18 protein-coding genes and 1 riboswitch are annotated in these 17716 nt (G+C 64.9%); of the genes, 13 read left to right on the forward strand and 5 right to left on the reverse strand.

The genetic code is table 11. The features are described 5' to 3' along the window. Nucleotides 1–50 precede the first annotated feature (50 nt). Nucleotides 51–227: riboswitch (cobalamin riboswitch) on the forward strand. A 114-nt stretch (nt 228–341) separates the two neighbouring features. The 3 genes from cobT (at nt 342) to ACYQ01_RS18410 (ending at nt 4985) form a co-directional block, all read left to right on the forward strand. Next, complete coding sequence (cobT, locus tag ACYQ01_RS18400; protein WP_459935276.1) at nt 342–1406, forward strand: nicotinate-nucleotide--dimethylbenzimidazole phosphoribosyltransferase; 1065 nt, start codon at nt 342–344, stop codon at nt 1404–1406. A 173-nt stretch (nt 1407–1579) separates the two neighbouring features. Beyond that, on the forward strand, nt 1580–1774 hold the full coding sequence (locus ACYQ01_RS18405) for a hypothetical protein (RefSeq protein ID WP_459935277.1): 195 nt from the start codon (nt 1580–1582) through the stop codon (nt 1772–1774). A gap of 1 nt (nt 1775) precedes the next feature. Continuing rightward, a complete protein-coding gene (locus ACYQ01_RS18410; RefSeq protein WP_459935278.1) occupies nt 1776–4985 on the forward strand; it encodes a PAS domain S-box protein in 3210 nt (1069 codons plus the stop codon). Here ACYQ01_RS18410 and ACYQ01_RS18415 read toward each other — a convergent pair. The 4 genes from ACYQ01_RS18415 to ACYQ01_RS18430 are packed head-to-tail and all read right to left on the reverse strand — an operon-like array spanning nt 4976 to nt 8165. Beyond that, nucleotides 4976–6361: a DUF2142 domain-containing protein gene (locus ACYQ01_RS18415; RefSeq protein ID WP_459935279.1), complete on the reverse strand. Its 1386-nt coding sequence runs from the start codon at nt 6359–6361 to the stop codon at nt 4976–4978. The genes ACYQ01_RS18410 and ACYQ01_RS18415 overlap by 10 nt on opposite strands. Then, nucleotides 6358–7299, reverse strand: a complete 942-nt coding sequence (gene hemC, locus ACYQ01_RS18420; protein ID WP_459935280.1) for a hydroxymethylbilane synthase — start codon at nt 7297–7299, stop codon at nt 6358–6360. Before hemC ends, ACYQ01_RS18415 begins: the two co-directional genes overlap by 4 nt. Further along, entirely contained in the window at nt 7290–7523 is a 234-nt protein-coding gene (locus ACYQ01_RS18425; protein WP_459935281.1) for an FmdB family zinc ribbon protein, read from the reverse strand. Before ACYQ01_RS18425 ends, hemC begins: the two co-directional genes overlap by 10 nt. A gap of 27 nt (nt 7524–7550) precedes the next feature. Further along, complete coding sequence (locus tag ACYQ01_RS18430; protein WP_459935282.1) at nt 7551–8165, reverse strand: D-sedoheptulose 7-phosphate isomerase; 615 nt, start codon at nt 8163–8165, stop codon at nt 7551–7553. A 348-nt stretch (nt 8166–8513) separates the two neighbouring features. Between ACYQ01_RS18430 and ACYQ01_RS18435 the strand changes: the two genes are divergently transcribed. The 10 genes from ACYQ01_RS18435 (at nt 8514) to ACYQ01_RS18480 (ending at nt 16887) form a co-directional block, all read left to right on the forward strand. Beyond that, a complete protein-coding gene (locus ACYQ01_RS18435) occupies nt 8514–9677 on the forward strand; it encodes an ABC transporter substrate-binding protein (protein WP_459935283.1) in 1164 nt (387 codons plus the stop codon). Between the two features lie 99 nt (nt 9678–9776). Further along, on the forward strand, nt 9777–10721 hold the full coding sequence (locus ACYQ01_RS18440) for a branched-chain amino acid ABC transporter permease (protein ID WP_459935284.1): 945 nt from the start codon (nt 9777–9779) through the stop codon (nt 10719–10721). 3 nt (nt 10722–10724) lie between these two features. Further along, nucleotides 10725–11762, forward strand: coding sequence for a branched-chain amino acid ABC transporter permease (locus tag ACYQ01_RS18445; protein ID WP_459935285.1), 1038 nt, complete (start codon nt 10725–10727; stop codon nt 11760–11762). A 2-nt stretch (nt 11763–11764) separates the two neighbouring features. Further along, nucleotides 11765–12532, forward strand: coding sequence for an ABC transporter ATP-binding protein (locus ACYQ01_RS18450; protein ID WP_459935286.1), 768 nt, complete (start codon nt 11765–11767; stop codon nt 12530–12532). Further along, complete coding sequence (locus tag ACYQ01_RS18455) at nt 12532–13254, forward strand: ABC transporter ATP-binding protein (protein ID WP_459935287.1); 723 nt, start codon at nt 12532–12534, stop codon at nt 13252–13254. Before ACYQ01_RS18450 ends, ACYQ01_RS18455 begins: the two co-directional genes overlap by 1 nt. A 10-nt stretch (nt 13255–13264) precedes the next feature. Beyond that, nucleotides 13265–13831: a homoserine kinase gene (thrB, locus tag ACYQ01_RS18460; protein ID WP_459935288.1), complete on the forward strand. Its 567-nt coding sequence runs from the start codon at nt 13265–13267 to the stop codon at nt 13829–13831. 233 nt (nt 13832–14064) lie between these two features. Further along, a complete protein-coding gene (locus ACYQ01_RS18465; protein ID WP_459935289.1) occupies nt 14065–14226 on the forward strand; it encodes a hypothetical protein in 162 nt (53 codons plus the stop codon). Between the two features lie 547 nt (nt 14227–14773). Further along, on the forward strand, nt 14774–15241 hold the full coding sequence (locus ACYQ01_RS18470; protein WP_459935290.1) for a hypothetical protein: 468 nt from the start codon (nt 14774–14776) through the stop codon (nt 15239–15241). A 2-nt stretch (nt 15242–15243) separates the two neighbouring features. Further along, complete coding sequence (locus ACYQ01_RS18475; protein ID WP_459935291.1) at nt 15244–15846, forward strand: hypothetical protein; 603 nt, start codon at nt 15244–15246, stop codon at nt 15844–15846. 3 nt (nt 15847–15849) lie between these two features. Next, nucleotides 15850–16887, forward strand: a complete 1038-nt coding sequence (locus ACYQ01_RS18480; RefSeq protein WP_459935292.1) for a DUF1786 family protein — start codon at nt 15850–15852, stop codon at nt 16885–16887. A gap of 70 nt (nt 16888–16957) precedes the next feature. On the opposite strand, the gene ACYQ01_RS18485 is transcribed toward ACYQ01_RS18480, so the two are convergent. After that, on the reverse strand, nt 16958–17650 hold the full coding sequence (locus ACYQ01_RS18485; RefSeq protein ID WP_459935293.1) for an FkbM family methyltransferase: 693 nt from the start codon (nt 17648–17650) through the stop codon (nt 16958–16960). Nucleotides 17651–17716 lie beyond the last annotated feature (66 nt).

Genomic DNA, 17716 nt, shown 5'->3' on the forward strand with positions numbered 1-17716 from the left:
GAAGCGTGCCTCCCGCCGGCGCCTTGACAGGACCAACGCCCGGGACTAGCGTGCCGACCATCGCGACCGTTGCGGGCTGAAGCCCGCCTTGCGGAACACGGTGTGAAACCGTGGCGGTCCCGCCGCTGTGACCGGAGACGATACCCGACACGCCACTGCCCCAGGGCGGGAAGGCCGGGTGGAGGACGACCCGGGAGCCAGAAGACGGACGGACGCGACCACTGACGGATAGAACCTATGGCAACGGCTATCCCTTGGCCCCTTTCGGGGCCAAGGGATTTTTTGTTTTTGCGGCCTTGGGTTCGAACGAAACCCAACCTCCAACCCTGCAAGGAGCCCGCATGCCCAACGACTTTATTTCCCGCCTGGCGCGCATCCGCCCGGTGGACGCCTCCCTGATCCCGGCCGGCCAGGCCCATCTCGACGACCTCACCAAGCCCAAGGGCAGCCTGGGCCGCCTGGAAGAGCTGGCCCTGCGCCTCTATTTGATCGCCAACGGCGGCAAGCCGGCGCCCGATCCGGCTATTTTTTTCGTCTGCGCCGGGGATCACGGCGTGGCTGACGAGGGCGTGAGCGTCTTTCCCCAGGCGGTCACCCGGCAGATGGTGATGAACTTCCTCAACGGCGGCGCGGGAATCAACGTGCTGGCGCGCCAGGCCGGCGCCGACCTCAAGGTGGTGGACGCCGGATGCGCGGGGGGCGACTTTCCCGAGCACCCCATGCTGGTGCGGGCCAAAGTGGGCCCGGGCACGGCGAACATGGCCAAGGGACCGGCCATGACCCGCGAACAGTGTCTGGAAGCCCTGAACGCGGGGTTCGACCTGGCCGATCGGGCCAAGGCCGAGGGTTTCGCCACCGTGGGCACGGGCGACATGGGCATCGCCAACACCACGCCCTCCACGGCTCTGTACTGCGCCTACCTGGGGTTGGACCCGGCCGAGGCCACCGGCCCCGGCACCGGACTGGACGCCTCGGGGGTGGACCGCAAGGTCCGAGTCATCCGTCAATCCCTCGAAGTCAACGCCGCAGCCGTGGCCTCCGGCGACGCCCTGGAAATCCTGTCCGCCCTGGGCGGCTACGAAATCGCCTGTCTGGCCGGGCTGATTCTGGGCGGAGCGGCCAACCGCCAGGCGGTCCTGGTGGACGGCTTCATCTCCGGCGCGGCCCTGGTGGCGGCCTGGAAATTCAATCCGGCGGTCATGGACTACGTGTTCTTCAGCCACGCCTCGGCGGAACCCGGGCACAAGGCCGCCATGGACCGAGTGTCCGCTTCCCCCCTGCTCCACCTGGGCCTGCGCCTGGGGGAAGGCACGGGCGGAGCGCTGGCGCTTCTGCTGCTCCGGGCCGGAGCGGCCGTGTTCAACGAAATGGCCACGTTTTCCAGCGCCGGCGTAAGCCAGGGGTAGTCCGCAAGGCCGCCAAGCGCGCAACTCCCGGCCGAACCTGACGCAATTTGTCCGACACTATGCGGATATCGTTCGTCAAAATCGACGCGTGACAAGAAGTGGCAAAGATCCTATAAGGGGTGAGGCGGATTATCCGTCGAAACCGTCTCACCCCCAGCCGGAGCTTTCCACACGTGAACGACGGTCTGGTCCATTTCGCAACCTACGACGGCTTGGTTCATTCTCCCGACGCCGTTCTGGCTCATCCCTCCGGGGAGTTTCAAGCCAGTCCGCCGGGACAGGTGACCGTACCCACACCGCCGTCCGACGAGGTTGTCCATGTCATCAACGAAGGCGTGATCGGGCACGTCATCAACGAGTTGGTCTGATTTGACCACGCCATCCCCGCATACTTCCTCGGGCAGACGCGGCGCCCGCTCCTTTCAGGACACCGCCATCAGCATTCAGTCCACCCTGCGAATGGCCTTCATGATCGTCACCGTGCTCATGGCGGTGGCCATGTGCCTGAGTTCGCTCATCATGGCCCATCAGAGCGCGATCAAACAGGCCAAGTCCCACCTGGGGTCCGTGGCGGCCATCAAGGGCAGCGCCCTGCTGGCCTGGAACGGGCAATTGCAGGCCGACATGGGCGCGGTGCTGCCCTCCGTGACCACCCTCCCCCTGGCCACGGCACTCCTCGCCCCCGGCCCCAACGCCGCCCCGAACGAACAACGCCAGGAGGCCTTCGCCTCCCTGCTGGCCCATGCGGCCAAGGGCTCGGCCTATTTCACGGAATTTCTCCTGGTCGGTCCCAAGGGGCTGGTCGAGGCCTCCTCCCGGCCCGGAGACAAGGACCGAACCGCCCCGATACCCGCCAGCCTGCTCACCGGACAGAGCTCCCTGTCCACCGTGATCCTGCCTCCTTCCCCGGGAGTCGATACGCCCGAAGCCCTGGTCGTGCGCCCCATTCTCGACGCCTCCGGTCGTCAGATCGGCCTGTTGGCCGGAAAAGCCCCGGCCGCAAGAATCCAGGAACTCCTCGGCCAGGACGAATCCGGCGCTTCGGTGCGCACCTTTTTGACCAACACCGCCTTCCTGTTGCTGGTTCCCACCTCGCTGGGGCCCGGCCTCTCCGCCGGCAGCGAACTCAAATCCGAAGGCGCGCGTCTGGCCAACTCCACCCAGTTGCAGGGCGACGGCGTGTACACCGACGCGTCCGGCCTGGAAGTCGTGGGAGTCTGGCGGCTGCTGGCCCCGATGGGCGTGGCTCTTTTTGTGGAGCAACCCCTGACCCTGGCCCTGAGCCCCATGCGCGACACCATCTGGACGGCCCTGACCGCAGCCGTGGCCATGGTTCTGGCCGCCTTCATGGCCGCCGGCCCACTGGCCGCGTTTCTTTCCACCCCGCTCAAGGGTCTGGCCGAAGCGGCCAGGCGCATCGCCCGCGGCGAACTGGAGTCCAGGGCCCAGGTGCAGGGACAGGCCGAAGTGCGCCTGTTGGCCGAATCCTTCAACTACATGGCCGCGCGTCTGGCCTGGCGCATCGAGGCGGAAAACCTGCTCGGAGCCATGGCCAAAAGCCTCTTGCCCGCCACGCGTCAGCAGTTTCTCCAAACGTCCGAAGCCCTGCTTGCGGACCTGTGCCGTTTTTTGCGCGCCCAGCGCATGGTCCTGGCCGTCTACGACCACAAGGGCCGGCTCAAACCGTTCAACCGCTGGCCCACGCCCAACGGCGACCAGGAGGGGCAACGTCGCGTGACCCTGCTCCTGGAACGGGCCACCGCGCTCATGGAAATCCGCTCCGCCGTGGTCCTGCCGGGCGCGCCGAGCGACGACCCGGAAATCGCCACCCGGGGGCTGTATTTTGCGGCCTTCGCCCCGGTCGTCAAACGGGGAGCGCCTTGGGGCGCGCTCTGCACCGAACGCATCAGCCAGACCGCCTTCGACCAGGACGAAATGTCCCTGCTCGAACGGGCCGGCGAGATCCTGGGCATGGCCGTGGAGCGGGTCAAGGCCGAGGCCGCGCAGGAGGCCACGGAGTCGAAGTATCGCCAGCTTTTCGAAAACGCCGCCGAAGCCATTTTTCAAACCACGACCAAAGGGGCCGTGCTCAACGCCAATCCGGCGGCGGCCAGGCTTCTGGGGTATGACTCCCCGGCGGAAATGATCCGCCTGGTCGACGACATGGCCATCCAGCACTACGCCTACCCGGAAATGCGCCGCGAAGTGCTGCGCGTGCTGCGAGACGAAGGGGAGGTCAAAGGGTTCGAAATCCTGTTCCGCGACGCCAAAGGCCAACGCATCTGGGGTTCCGTGAGCGCCCAGGCCGTTCTGAACGAAAAGGGCCTGATCGAACGCCTGGACGTGCGCGCCGACGACATCACCGCCCGCAAGGCCGCCGAATCCCAGCGCGACAGCTACGTGGAGGCTCTGGCCAGCAAGAACGAGGACCTGGTGCGGACCAAGGGGTTCGTCACCGACATTTTCGACTCCATGCCTTCGTTTCTCGTCAGCCTGGACAAGAACGGCGTGATGACGGAAATCAACCGCGAGGCCACCCGCGTGGCCAACCTGACCCGAAACGAAGCGCTGGACCGCGACTTTGTGGAGGTCTTTCCCGCCCTGGGACGCATCATGAACGATTTCCATCAGGCCATGACCCAGGGCACGCCCCTGGTGCGCCGCGAAGTGCTGCGCGACGGGGACGGCACGCGCCACCTGGACGTGGTGGTCTATCCCCTGGCCCACGGCGAAGGCGGCGCGGTGGTGCGCGTGGACGATGTGACCGAACGCGTGCGCATAGAAGAAATGATGGTGCAGTCGGAAAAGATGCTCTCCGTGGGAGGGCTGGCTGCGGGCATGGCCCACGAGATCAACAACCCCCTGGCGGGCATTCTGCATTCGGCGCAGGTGATCGAACGCCGCCTGTCCCCGGACATGAAGGCCAACCGCCAGGCCGCGGAACTGGCGGGGTGCTCCCTGGAGGCCCTGGAGCGCTATCTCGAACTGCGGGGGTTGCCGGAATTTCTGAAGAGCATCCAGGAGTCGGGACAGCGAGCGGCCAAAATCGTCTCCAATATGTTGGAGTTCTCCCGCCTGAGCGTCTCGGCCCTCATGCCCCACGATTTGCACCAGATCATCGAACAGGCCCTGGAGCTGGCCGCCAGCGACTACAACCTGCAAAAGAAATTCGACTTCAAGCACATCGCCATTGTGCGCGACTACGCCACCAACCTGCCCCCCGCGCCTTGCGCCCCGACCCAGATCCAGCAGGTGCTGCTCAACATCCTGGGCAACGCCGCCCAGGCCATGGCCCTGAACGAAACCCCGGATCGCCCGCCGCGCATCACCGTGCGCACGCGCAGGCAGGGCAATTCGGCCCTCATCGAGATTGGCGACAACGGTCCCGGCATGGACGAAAACACCCGTCGCCGCGTCTTCGAGCCCTTCTTCACCACCAAGCCCGTGGGCATGGGCACCGGCCTGGGCCTTTCGGTGAGCTACTTCATCATCACCCGCACCCACGGCGGCGGCATGAGCGTGGAGTCCTCACCCGGCTCCGGGTCGATCTTTCGCATCACCCTGCCCCTTCAGCGCTGAATCTGGGCCAACCCCACAAAGACGAAGCTCCATACGGACATGCCCCACAGGCCCACCCCCAGGAGCCACAGCACGGGGCGGACCCGGACCAGTTCTTGCCGGCACACGGCAAGCGCGCATCCCAGCATGGCCAGTATGGGAAAAAGATAGCGTCCCTGGGCCTGAAAATCCGCGGTCCAGGAGTGCCAGAACGACTGGAACACCGTGGCCGCACCGAACGCCGCCAGCATCAAGGCCATGATCCGGGCCTTTTTGCCCCCGAAAAACACCAGGCCCAACCCGAGCACGCCCACGAAACCCCAGAACAGCCAGCCGACGTAGCGATAAAAAATGAACGGCGCGGGAATCTTCATGTAATCGTACACGCCGAACGCCGTGCGAAAGGTGAAAATGTGCCAGGCCCAGCACTTGGTGAACATTTCCGTGGCGCTGACGCCCCTGCCGCGCATGTTGAGTCCCCAGTAGGCTTCGCCCGTCACCTGCTTGGACGGCTTGAAGTCCTCCGCGGCCAGCTTTTCGGCCAGTTTGGCCACGGCGTCCGGAGGCTGATTCACCTCCACCAGCACGTGCGCCGACAGCCTGAGCGCGAAAATCGACCCGGCCAGCAGGACCACCACGACGAAACGACGCCAGTTGAAGCCCGACGAACGTTTCCCCTCGTGCGCGAGCAGGCCGAGCATGCAGAGAAAAAATCCCAAATAGACGTAATAATTCTGCTTGGATATGGCGATCAACCCCAGGGTGACGCCCAGTGCCGCCCAAAGGCGTCCCCCGCCGGGCCCCGAAGCCTCGGCCAAAGGGTTGTCCGCAGTTTGAAAACACGCGATGAGCAGGCGCACGGCAAGGAAAGAAAGGAAGAGCGGGAGGGCATCTCCGTTAAAATAGCTAAAAATATACCATATTTGAGGAGAAATAAACAGCGGCAGGAACGCCAGCCTGTACCCCTGGTCGAGCCTGTAGAAAAGAAGCAGCAGCACGGCCAGCAGACTCAGGTTGAACAATCGCAACGCCAGATAGGCTTCGCCCACCGCGGGCTGAATCACCCGGGCGAACTTGCCGGCGAAAAAATACACCGCGTCGAGCTGATGCAGATAGGAGATGCCGTAGTTGCTGTAGGCCCCCATGGTGCGTTCGTCGCCCACGCGAGGGGGGTCCCAGTAGTGCATGTAGTATTTGCCGGCGTTGACGTGGTCCTTCTCGTCGGGATGGACGTTAAAGGCGCTCACCAGGCACATGCGCCCGGCCACGGCCAGAACCACCACGCACATCACGGCGCACACCACGTCGACCAGCCGTTTTCCGGCCGGAGTGTCCATCCAGGCGGACGCCCTGTCCACCCCCCCGGTCGCCCGGGCGGGGATGCCCCAAAGGGTCACGCACGTTCCTGGGCGGCATATACGGCCCGCAGGATCGACTCGCCGCCGCGACCAAGCACCTCTTCGGCCACGGCCCGGCCCAGGTCCCTGGCCTCCGCCCGCTTCCCCGATCGCTCGGCCCGGATGACTTCCCGGCCTTCGGGGTCGGCCACCAGGCCCGTCAGGGTGATCGTTTCCGGGTCCTCCAGACGCGCGCTGGCCGCTATGGGCACCTGGCACCCGCCTTCGAGCCGGGCCAGAAAGCCCCGCTCGGCCAAAACGGCGTCGCGGGTATCGGGATGGTCGAGAAAGGCGATCAGCTCGCGCACGCGCGCGTCGTCGGCCCGGCGTTCAAGCCCGAGCGCGCCCTGGCCCACGGCTGGCAAAAAGACCGGAGCGGCCAGGCGGGTCATGCGATCGGTTTTCAGGCCCAGGCGGTTGAGTCCCGCCGCGGCCACCACGATGGCCGCGTACCGTCCTTCGCGCAGCTTGGCCACGCGGGTGTCCAGATTGCCCCGCAAGGACTCGATCACCAGGTCGGGCCGCAGGCTTTTGAGCTGCGCCTGGCGGCGCAGACTGCTGGTGCCCACCACCGCGCCCCGGGGCAGGGCCGCCAGGTCGGGGTGGTCGAGGCTCAAGAGCATGTCCGCCGCGTCCTCGCGTTCGGGCACGGCGTCCAACACCAGGCCCTCGGGCTGTTCCACGGGCACGTCCTTCATGGAGTGCACGGCCAAATCCGCCCGGCCGTCGAGCAGGGCCTCCTCGATTTCCTTGACGAAAAGGCCCTTGCCGCCCACCTTGGCCAGGGGCACGTCCAGAATCTTGTCCCCCTGGGTCTTGAGGACCAACAACTGGACCGAAAGCCCCTGGTGCCTGGCTTCGAGCAGGGCCTTGACGTGTTCGGCCTGCCACAGGGCCAGCTTGCTGCCCCGGGTGGCGATGGTCAGGCTCATTTGCACGTGGAGCAACTCCCGCCCGAGCAGCCCGCGCATCCGCCCCCGGAGGGGGAGATGTTGCCGCTGCCGGCGTAGCCGCCGTCGTAGCCGGACGAACGCCGGCAGGCACTCATGAGCTTGGCCGTCTTGGTCGAGGAGCAGGCCGGACAGGTCACGGCCGCTTCGCCGAAGACGAGTTCCTCAAAGACTTTTCCGCATTCTTCGCAACGATATTCATAGATAGGCATGACGGACTCCTTGTTGTGAGGCCCGGATCAGGGCTGGTCCAGAAAGGGCCGAAGCTCGGTCACGGCCTCGAACAGATAATAATCGACGAGTTTGCACAGCATGTGTCCGGCGGCGATATGCACTTCCTGGATGAGCGCGGTCACCGTGTGGGGCACAAGCAAGGCCTGGTCGCAGTGGGCCACCAGTTCGCCGTTCTTGCCGGCCATGCCCACGGTGAAGAGGCCCCTCTCCTTGGCCAGACGCAACGCGCCCACCACATTGGGGCTGTTGCCCGAGGTGGAAAGGCCCACCAACACGTCTCCCGGCCGTCCCAGGGCCCGCACCTGCTTGGTGAAAACCTGGTCGAACCCGTAGTCGTTCCCGATGGCGGTAAGCACGGAAGAATCGGTGGTCAAGGCCAGCGCGGGCAGGGGAGGACGTTCCAACTGGAAACGATTGACGAATTCCGCCGCCAAATGTTGGGCGTCGGCGGCGCTGCCGCCGTTGCCGCAAAAAAGCACCTTTCCCCCCTTGGCCAGACACACGGCCAGGGTACGCCCCACGGCCACCAGGAGGGGGGCGTTGTCGGCAAAGAAACGCTCCCTGAGCTGCGCCCCTTCGCGGGCGTGAGCAAGCACCATTTCCAGGGCTTCGGCGGACATGTTCGGTTGACTCCTCGGGCGGGCCCAGCGCGGGTTTTCAAGACGTCCTTGACGAGCGCCCCATGCAACATGGCACGCAATCGTCAAGCGCGCGAAGGTATCGCAATCCTCCCCGTTTGACAATCGCGGCGGGGGACGCGCTTCCCTTGTTGCCGGACGGACGCATCCAGGGTATCACTTTTGAACGAGCAACTTTTTGCTGCCGGATATTGGCCTTTTTTTGCAATTTTGTTCTTTTTTTCTCATTTCGGAAACGCTATGTTTTGAGCCAGCCGGAGTATGGACAGGCCATGCGGCCTCGATCGGCAGTTGTGAACGTGCGCAACCCCCAACCCTCAGGAGCGTTCGATGAAAAAACTCCTCGCGGCCCTCATCGCCCTGGCCTTCGTCTTTCCGGCGGCGGCCTTCGGCGCGGACACCATCAAGATCGGGTTCAACATCCCGCTCACGGGCGACACCCCCAAAGTGGGCGAGATGTCGAAACTTTCCGCCGAAATGCTCAAGGACAAAATCAACAAGGCCGGCGGTCTGGATGTGGGGGGCAAGAAGTACCTGCTCGACTTCATCTACGTGGACAACGAAGCCAAGGCCGAGTCGGCCGTGAACGCGGCCCTCAAGCTCATCGAGGGCGAAAAGGTTCTGGCCATGATCGGACCCCAGGCTTCCGGCCGGGCCATTCCCGCCGCCGAAGTGGCCAACAACAACAAGACCGTCATGGTCTCGGCCTGGTCCACCAACCCCAAGACCACCCTGGACCGGCCCTATATCTTCAGGGCCTGCTTCCTGGACGACTTCCAGGGCCCCGTGGCCGCCAAGTTCGCCACCGAGCAGCTCAAGGCCAAGAAGGCCGCCGTGCTCTACGACGTGGCCTCCGACTATCCCAAGGGCCTTGCCGAATTCTTCAAGAAGGACTTCGAAAAGCTGCACGGCGCGGGGTCGGTGGTGGCCTTCGAGACCTTCACCACCAAGGACGTGGACTTCTCCGCCCAGTTGACCAAGATCATCAAGGCCAAGCCTGACGTGCTCTTCGTGCCCCAGTATTACAACGAGGTTCCGCTCATCATCAAGCAGGCCCGCGAACTGGGATACAAGGGCCCCGTGCTCGGCTCCGACTCCTGGGGATCGGCCGAGCTCATGAACCTGTGCGGCGACGACTGCAAGGGCCAGTACTTCGTGACCCACTACGCCGCCGCCGGCGCCCAGGGCGCCACCAAGGAGTTCATCGACGCCTTCAACGCCAAGTACAAGCAGATCCCCGACGACGTGGGCGCCCTGACCTGGGACGCCACCGGCATCGTGCTCAAGGCCATCCAGGACATGGGCAAGCTCACCGGCGACCTGGACAAGGACCGCGAGGCCCTGCGCGCCGCCATGAGCAAGATCCGCGGCTATGACGGCATCACCGGCAAGATGAGCTTCGCCGGCAAGACTGGCGACCCCATCAAGTGCGCGGTCATCGTCAAGATCTCCGACAAGGGCGAATTCACCTTCTTCAAGTCCGTCTGCCCGTAACCGTTTCCTCGAACCAAGACGGGGCGGAGGCTTCTCCGCCCCGTCCGCGTTCGAGTCGCGGTCGCTTCGGCCTTCAATCCGCCACCGCCAGGAAGGGACATGTTCGACACCTTTCTCCAACAGGCCCTCAACGCCTTGCAACTCGGGAGCTATTATTCGCTCATCGCCCTGGGCTACTGCCTGGTGTACGGCGTGCTTCTGCTCATCAACTTCGCCCACGGCGACATCTTCATGGTCGGGGCCTATATCGCCTTTTTCGCGGCCACGACGTTCATGGGCCAGTACGGCCTCTTTCCCCACGGGGCCTCCAAGTGGCTCGTTCTCGCGGCCACGGTGCCCCTGACCATGCTGCTCACCGCCGGGGTGGGCGTGTTCATCGAACGGGTGGCCTACCGACCGCTTCGCCTCAAGGGGGCCAACCGCCTGTACGTGGTGATCACCGCCCTCATGATGGGCATCGTGCTCGAATACGGAAACCTTTCCCTGTTGGGCGCGAGCCGGCTGTCCTTTCCGACCCTCATGCCCCGCGCCATCTACGACGTGGCCGGAGCCACCATCACCAACACCAAGCTCACGGCCATCGCGACGAGTTTCATCGTGTTCGCCCTGCTGGAATGGATCGTCAGCCGCACCAAGATCGGCATGGCCATGCGGGCCGTGTCCTACGACAAATTCGCGGTGCCGCTCATGGGCATTCCCCTGGACGTGGTGATCATCTTCACCTTCGCCCTGGGATCGGGCATGGCCGGACTGGCCGGACTGCTCTACGCCATGAATTTTCCCGTGCTCGATCCCTTCATGGGCGCGCTCGTGGGATGGAAGGCCTTCGTGGCCGCCGTGGTGGGCGGCATCGGCGAGATACGGGGAGCCTTCGTGGGCGGATTTCTGCTGGCCTTTCTCGAAGTGTCCGTGGTGGCCGCCAGCGACTACGTGCCCTTCCTCAAGCCCGAAATGCGCGACCTGGTGTCGTTTTCCATCCTGCTCATCATTTTGACCGTCAAGCCGACCGGACTCTTCGGTACGGCCAAGACCACCAAGATATAGACCATGCTCACGCGACTGACCGTTCCCGTGTCCCTTGCGGCCCTGCTCGTCCTGCTGGTGACCCTGGCCCAGACCGGCCTGCTCGGCCAGTATGGGCTCACGTTTCTGTGCACCATGGGCATCTACATCATCCTTTCCGCGAGCCTGAACCTGGTCAACGGCTACATGGGGGAATTCTCCTGCGGCCACGCCGGCTTCATGGCCGTGGGGGCCTACGTCACCTCGGTGCTCGGCGTGTGGGTGTTCGTGCCCGACAAGGTCTTCGGACAGCCCTTCCTGCCCGTGCAGTACGCCCTGCTGGGCTACCCGGTCCTGCTGCTGGCCGGATTCGTGGCCGCGGCCCTGGCCGGAGTGGTGGTGGCTGTGCCCTCGTTCAAGACCCGGGGCGACTACCTGGCGGTCATCACCCTGGCGGCCGGCTACATCATCAAGAGCGCCATCCAGAACATCGAAGCCGTGGGCGGTCCCAGGGGCTTCATGGGCATGGGCAAAATGGTGGAAGGCATGAACGCCGTCGCGAACCTGCCCTGGATGCTCATTTGGATTTTCGCCTGCGTGGTCTTCACCTTGTGGTTTCTGCGCCGTTTCGTGTACTCCACCTACGGCAAGGGCGTCATGGCCATCAGCCAGGACGAGGTCGCCGCGGAAATCATGAGCGTGAACACCAACAAGATGAAACTCATCGCCTTCATGGTTTCCTCGGGCCTGGCCGGCGTGGCCGGCGGACTCTACGCCTTTCTCATCAGCTACATCGACCCCAAGACCTTCAGCATCGAGCTGTCCACGGCCTGCCTGCTCATGGTCTACCTGGGCGGCATGGGGTCCCTGACCGGTTCGGTGCTCTCGGCCGCGCTCTACTGCGTGCTGCTCGAATTCCTCAAGCCGGTCCTGGACTTCCTGCACGTGCCCCAGACGCTCAAGTGGGTGGTCATCCCCATGGGGCTCATCCTGCTCATGCAGTTTCGTCCCGAAGGCATCATGGGCAACCGCGAATTGTCCGACGTTTTTCCCAAACTCAAGCGCGCCTACAGGTTCAAGTAGCCATGCCCCTGCTCGAAATAAACGATCTCACCCAGCGCTTCGGCGGGCTCATCGCGGTCAACGAATTTTCCATGCGCCTGGAAGGCGGCGAAATGATGGCCCTCATCGGCCCCAACGGCGCGGGCAAGACCACGGTGTTCAACCTGGTGAGCGGCTTCTACCAGCCCACGGCCGGATCGATAACCATCGACGGCAAGAACACCGCCGGCCTGAAACCTCACCAGGTCACGGCCCTGGGCGTGGCGCGCACGTTTCAGAACATCCGCCTCTGGCCGGAGCTCACCGTGCTCGACAACATCCGGGTCAGCCAGCACTACCGCCTGGGGTATTCCTTTCTCGACTCGGTGCTGCGCACCCGCCGCTACCGTGACCGCGAGGCCGACATCGAGCGCGACTGCATGCGACTGCTCGAACACATGGGCATGAAACACCTGGCCCAGGAGTATCCGCCCAACCTGCCCTACGGCCTGCAACGCAAGGTGGAGATCGCCCGCGCGCTCTCCATAAAGCCCAAGCTCCTGCTGCTGGACGAGCCGGCCGCCGGTCTGCCCTCCACCGACGTGGTGGACCTCATCGCCCTCATCGAATGGATTCACAAGGAATTCGACCTCACCGTCTGGATGATCGAACACCAGATGACCGTGGTCATGAGCCTGTGCCAATGGATCAAGGTCATCGACTTCGGCGCCACCATCGCCGAAGGAACGCCGGAGGAGATCCGCCAGAATCCCGTGGTCATCAAGGCCTACCTCGGAGACGACACAATCTGATGCTTACCATCACCGACCTTCACGTCCAGTACGGCAACATCGAAGCCTTGCACGGCGTCTCCTTCACGGTGGAAAAGGGGGAGATCGTCACCCTGATCGGCGCCAACGGCGCGGGCAAGACCACCACGCTCAACTCCATCGCCCGGCTGGGCCCGCCCGAAGGCCCCCGCGTCACCAGGGGCGATATCGCCTACAACGGGAAAAGCCTGCTGACCACGCCGCCCCACAAGGTGGTGGCCGACCTGCACATCGCCCTGGTGCCCGAAGGGCGCCATATCTTCGGCAACCTCTCGGTGATGGACAACCTCACCCTGGCCACTTACGCCCGCAAGGACCAGGACCGCTCGCGCAAAGACCTCCAGTTCGTGTTCGAACTTTTTCCCCGGCTGTCCGAACGCAAGAAGCAGCGCTCCGAGTCGCTGTCCGGCGGCGAGCAACAAATGCTGGCCGTGGGCCGGGCCCTTATGAGCGGAGCGGATTTCATCCTGCTCGACGAACCCAGCATGGGGTTGGCCCCGCTTCTCATGTATGACCTGTTTCGCACCCTCAAGCGCCTGAACCAGCAGGGAATGACCATCCTCGTGGTGGAACAGAACGCCAAGCTCGCCCTGGATTTCGCCCACCGGGGTTATGTGCTCGACACCGGCCGCATTGTGGCCGAAGGTCCCTGCGAAGCCCTGCGCGACAACCCCGACGTCAAAAAAGCCTACCTGGGCGGATGAGCATCAAGTCATGAACGTCGCATCCTTCGCACCGCAAAACCGCGTCTCGGACGAACGCTGCGTGAGCCTGATCGGCATCGCCGGCGCGGGCAAGTCCACCGTGGGCCGGCTTCTGGCCGACCGCCTGGGCTGGGCCCATCTGGATACCGACCGCCTCATCGAGGCCACCTGGGGCAACGGCCTGCAAGCCCTCATGGACGAAAAGGGGCTCAAGGGCTTCCTCGCCCTGGAAGAGGCCGTGGTCACCACCATGAGCGTCAGACGCACGGTGATCTCCACCGGCGGCAGCGTGGTCTACAGCCGCAAGGCCGTAAACCGGCTGCGCGGTCTCGGGGCGGTCATCCACCTCGACATCGAGCTGGACACCTTTCTCAAGCGGGTTTCCCCCACCAAGGAACGAGCCTTCGTGCGCTCGCCCGGTCTTTCCCTGGCCGAGGTCTATACCGAACGCCAGCCCCTGTATCGCACCTCGTGCGACTTTACGGTGTGCACCTCCCGGGACGCCCCCGAGCGCTCGGCCAGCCTGTGCGCCGAGAAGCTGGCGGAGTTTCTGGAACACGGCGGACGCAAGGACTAATCCCGACACGTCGCGCGTTTTTTCCTCCCGAAGGAAAATTTCGTCCTTTTTCCCGGCCGGTGGGAAAAAATCGTACTCGGCGTTTCCAGGGCCGCGACGGGGCGGACGCATCTAAAGCGCAACGGATTTCGTCCGATAAGAGGAGTGACCTTGAACAAGGCCCTTTTCAAATTTCAGGCACAATATATGCATCGTGTGCCGCAGGCCGGAAGAATCCGGCGGGGAGGGGCATCATGAGAAGCCTGCGCAACTATCTGCAACATCGGTTCAACCCTGTTCACCTCTACTGTCGTCTGCGCGACCTGGGCATGGGCAAGGTCCGCGCGCGCAAGATGTGCAGCGCGTACGAACGCTTCGTCTACACCTGGATGAATTCGCGCATGGGAGCGTCCTAAGATGTCGACCGCGCGAGTCGGCTCCCGCACCACGAAACCCCGAATCGCCCAGGCGTGCGCTCCGCGCCGTCGTCTTGAAGTTCGGACCCTGTCCGGAACGACGGACGGTCGCCCTGCCTGGACGACCCGGTCAGCGCGACGCGTCCTGCGCGCGGCAGGGAAGTTCGCTCTCCCCGAGCGGACCGTCGTGTCCTTTTTTTCTTGAATCTTTCCCGAACAGTATTTCCCAGCGGCATTTTTCCGGCGCCAAACCGTCACGAATTGGTCGTATTGAACCGCCGCCTCCCCGAACAGCCCTGCCTTTCCGCGCCGCCCGGCCTCCCGCGCCAACGCGATGCCCGTCTCCATTGAATATTCCATGACGGAAAGCCCAGACCATGCTATACCCGCCTCAGTCGCCCGCTCTCTTCGGTCGGCTCTTGGCTTGCTCCTTGGGTTGCGGTAAAGAATGCCCGCACCACGACTCTACAGCCCGGACCCGTGCCGGACTGACAACCGCGCGCGGCCCGGCCGCGCCCAACCGGCCCTTTGGCCTCGGGAGCGAAACATGACCCGGCGCATTGCCCTTCCGATGTGTCTGGCGCTGGCGTTTTTCTGGACTGTCCAGGCCCAGGCCGCCATGAAGGACGAACCCAAACAGTTCCGGGGGGTGGTCTTTGGCCAGGAATACACGCCCTCCAAGGACTTCACCTGCGAAGTCGACTCGGAAGAGGGCGCTTCCTGCACCCGGGCCGGCGACGAACTGGCCCAGTTCGGGGTTCCGCTGACCAAGCTGACCTATCTGTTCATGTACAAGCGCCTCTATACGGTTGAAATGGAAGTGCAAGGCCGGGAGAACTATGACCGGCTGCTGGCCGAATTCACCAAGCGACACGGCAAGCCCGTGGTCAAATCCGGCCAGACCATCTACTTTCTCGGCAAGAACGTGGACATCATGCTCTACTACGACGACCCCCGCCATACCGGGGCCGCCGCCTACGTGTTCAAGAACCTGCCCTGCCCGGTGGGAGAGTAGGCGTGTCCCCTCCGTTAGGATTCGACCGGCCGACGCCCGGAGCGCTCGGTCTGATTCTGCGGGACAGACGTCTGTGGCTGCTGGCCTTGGGCATGGCCACCGCCCTGGTCTTCTTTGCCGCCTGGCCCAACGAAAAGCCCGTCCCCGATCCGCTGTCCCTGGCCTCCTCGGCCAGGGGAAAGGCCCTCAAGGACCAGGACCCGGCCCTCTACGCCGTGTTCGCGGGCACCTTTCCCGGCATAAACGACAAAATCACCGTGGGCGAAGCCTTCGCACGCTACCAGTGGTTTTCCGACGCTCCCAAATGGACGTCCTTGCCGCCCGGCTCGGGCGCGAGCGTCCTGGTGGTCGCCCCGCTGACCCCGGACAAGTCCGCCGCGCGGCTGGGCCTGGGTTCCGCCCAGGCCAGGCTTCTGCTCAGCGTGGAGTTCGCCCTTTCGGCCGACGCCAAACGCTTCGCCCCCAGGCGGTGCGGCGTGGAGGTGCGCGACGCCTCCAACAGCGTGATCATGCGCACCGAAGACCGGGACTTTCGGCTTTTGCGCCAAGTACTGCGCAACCAGGAACCCTCCGTGGCCCTGTCGCTAATCCTGGAGCCGCGCTAGCCCATGGCCGGAACGCTCTGCCTGGATGTGGGCAGCGGCACCCAAGACGCCCTGCTCTGGCTGCCGGACGCTCCCCTGGAAAACTGTCCCAAGTTCGTGCTGCCGTCCCCGTCCAAGCTGGTGGCGGCGCGCATCCGCGCCCTGACCGCCAGGGGCGCGGCCATCCATCTGTGCGGAACCAACATGGGCGGCGGCTTTTTCGGTGCCGTGCGCGCCCATCTGGCCGCCGGATTGCCTGTGAGCGCCCACCCCGAAGCGGCCCTGGCCGCAAGCGACGATCCGGCGCGGCTCGCCGCCCAGGGCGTCACGCTCAAGGAGCGCCCCGATCCGGGCAGCGTGTGCGTCCACCTGGCGGATTTCGATCCCGGTTTCTGGCGCGGGCTTTTGGCCCAATGCGGCCTGGATTGGCCCGACGTGGTGCTGGCCGCCGTCCAGGACCACGGACACGATCCCAACGGCTCCAACCGGGTGCTGCGCTTTCGCCTGTGGGAGCGCTTCCTGCGCCAAAACGACGCCGACCCCGCGCGCCTGCTGTACGACGTTCCCCCGCCCGAACTCACCCGCCTGGCCGCTCTGCAACGGGCCACCGGCGGCCATCCGGTCATGGACACCGGTCCCGCCGCCGCCCTGGGCGCGCTGGCCGATCCCGAGGTGACCAAACGCATGGAGGGGCAAGGGGCGTTGTTGCTGAACATGGGCAACAGCCATATTCTGGGGCTTCTGCTGTTCGCCGGACACATCTTCGGCGTCTACGAACACCACACCGGCCTCATCGCTCCGCCGGAGTTGGCCGCCCATCTGGAGCGCTTCCGACGCGGCGCGCTTGCAGACGACACGGTGCGCGCCGGGGGCGGGCACGGCTGCCTGACCCTGGAATTGCCCAGGGAGGCGGCGGGGTTTCCCCATCTGTTCGTGATCGGTCCCCGCCGGGCGGACTTTCAAGCCGAAAACGCGGTCTTTCCCGCTCCAGGCGGGGACATGATGCTCACCGGATGCTTCGGCCTGCTGTCCGCCTGGCTGCGACGCAACCCCGTCCGGTAACGCCGGGCCAGACCGGGGCCCGACAGCGACGCCCCCCGGTCCTGCATCCCGCCCCCGTTCAGGGACTTCCTCAGCGTAAAAAGAGGCCGTCGGCGGCCACGATCCGACCTTCGGCGTCGTACAAGGGGCCGTAGAGCCCCTCCAGAACGAATCCCTTGGCTCCGAGCCAGTCGCGCACCTCCCAGGCCAGGGCCTGACCGGCGTAGCGCGGCCGAAACGCCACCTCGGCCGCAATGGCCTGCACGCCCGCCAACACCCGCCCCGCGCCGCGCAGCACGGGGAGCTCGAAGCCTTGCACGTCCATTTTGAGGATGTGGGGGGGGCGCTCCATTTCATCCTCCAGCCGAACCACCGGCGTTTCCTGCAGCACAAGCCCCTCGGTGTCGCAGGTCCCCTCCAGAGGGGACAGCAGCGAGGCGCATGTCGCCCGGGTGGGAACGCGCAGCGCGGCAAGGCCGGGCGCCTCCCCCAGGGCCGCCTGGCGCACCGATACCCGGGGATCGCGGGCGAAACGTTTGGCCAGCTTGCGGGCCAGCCGGACGTTGGGCTCGTAGGCGGCCAGGAACGTCGCGTCGGGATAGAGGGCGAGCAGGGTTTCGACCGTGCGGCCCTTGTTGGCTCCGGCGTCCACGATTCGCGCCTCGGAAACGGGTGCTAGTCGGGCCATGGCCGCCAGGACCGATCCCTCTCGCATGGGGGCCAACTCCCGAAACAGGGGCGACTCCCCGGAGCAAGGGCCGAAAACGGAAGAGCAGTATGCCATGACGGGGCTCCAGGTTTGGTCGACGCGATGAATCGAGCCGTTCGCCCCATGTACGGCAAGGCGGCC

This window comes from Fundidesulfovibrio butyratiphilus (genome assembly GCF_054657235.1).

What these genes read in the sequence shown, in the direction of transcription:
- cobT (WP_459935276.1), top strand. Translation starts at nt 342, where the DNA reads ATGCCCAACGACTTTATTTCCCGCCTGGCGCGCATCCGCCCGGTGGAC.
- ACYQ01_RS18425 (WP_459935281.1), bottom strand. Translation starts at nt 7,523, where the DNA reads ATGCCTATCTATGAATATCGTTGCGAAGAATGCGGAAAAGTCTTTGAG.
- ACYQ01_RS18430 (WP_459935282.1), bottom strand. Translation starts at nt 8,165, where the DNA reads ATGTCCGCCGAAGCCCTGGAAATGGTGCTTGCTCACGCCCGCGAAGGG.
- ACYQ01_RS18435 (WP_459935283.1), top strand. Translation starts at nt 8,514, where the DNA reads ATGAAAAAACTCCTCGCGGCCCTCATCGCCCTGGCCTTCGTCTTTCCG.
- ACYQ01_RS18440 (WP_459935284.1), top strand. Translation starts at nt 9,777, where the DNA reads ATGTTCGACACCTTTCTCCAACAGGCCCTCAACGCCTTGCAACTCGGG.
- ACYQ01_RS18445 (WP_459935285.1), top strand. Translation starts at nt 10,725, where the DNA reads ATGCTCACGCGACTGACCGTTCCCGTGTCCCTTGCGGCCCTGCTCGTC.
- ACYQ01_RS18450 (WP_459935286.1), top strand. Translation starts at nt 11,765, where the DNA reads ATGCCCCTGCTCGAAATAAACGATCTCACCCAGCGCTTCGGCGGGCTC.
- ACYQ01_RS18455 (WP_459935287.1), top strand. Translation starts at nt 12,532, where the DNA reads ATGCTTACCATCACCGACCTTCACGTCCAGTACGGCAACATCGAAGCC.
- thrB (WP_459935288.1), top strand. Translation starts at nt 13,265, where the DNA reads ATGAACGTCGCATCCTTCGCACCGCAAAACCGCGTCTCGGACGAACGC.
- ACYQ01_RS18465 (WP_459935289.1), top strand. Translation starts at nt 14,065, where the DNA reads ATGAGAAGCCTGCGCAACTATCTGCAACATCGGTTCAACCCTGTTCAC.
- ACYQ01_RS18470 (WP_459935290.1), top strand. Translation starts at nt 14,774, where the DNA reads ATGACCCGGCGCATTGCCCTTCCGATGTGTCTGGCGCTGGCGTTTTTC.
- ACYQ01_RS18480 (WP_459935292.1), top strand. Translation starts at nt 15,850, where the DNA reads ATGGCCGGAACGCTCTGCCTGGATGTGGGCAGCGGCACCCAAGACGCC.
- ACYQ01_RS18485 (WP_459935293.1), bottom strand. Translation starts at nt 17,650, where the DNA reads ATGGCATACTGCTCTTCCGTTTTCGGCCCTTGCTCCGGGGAGTCGCCC.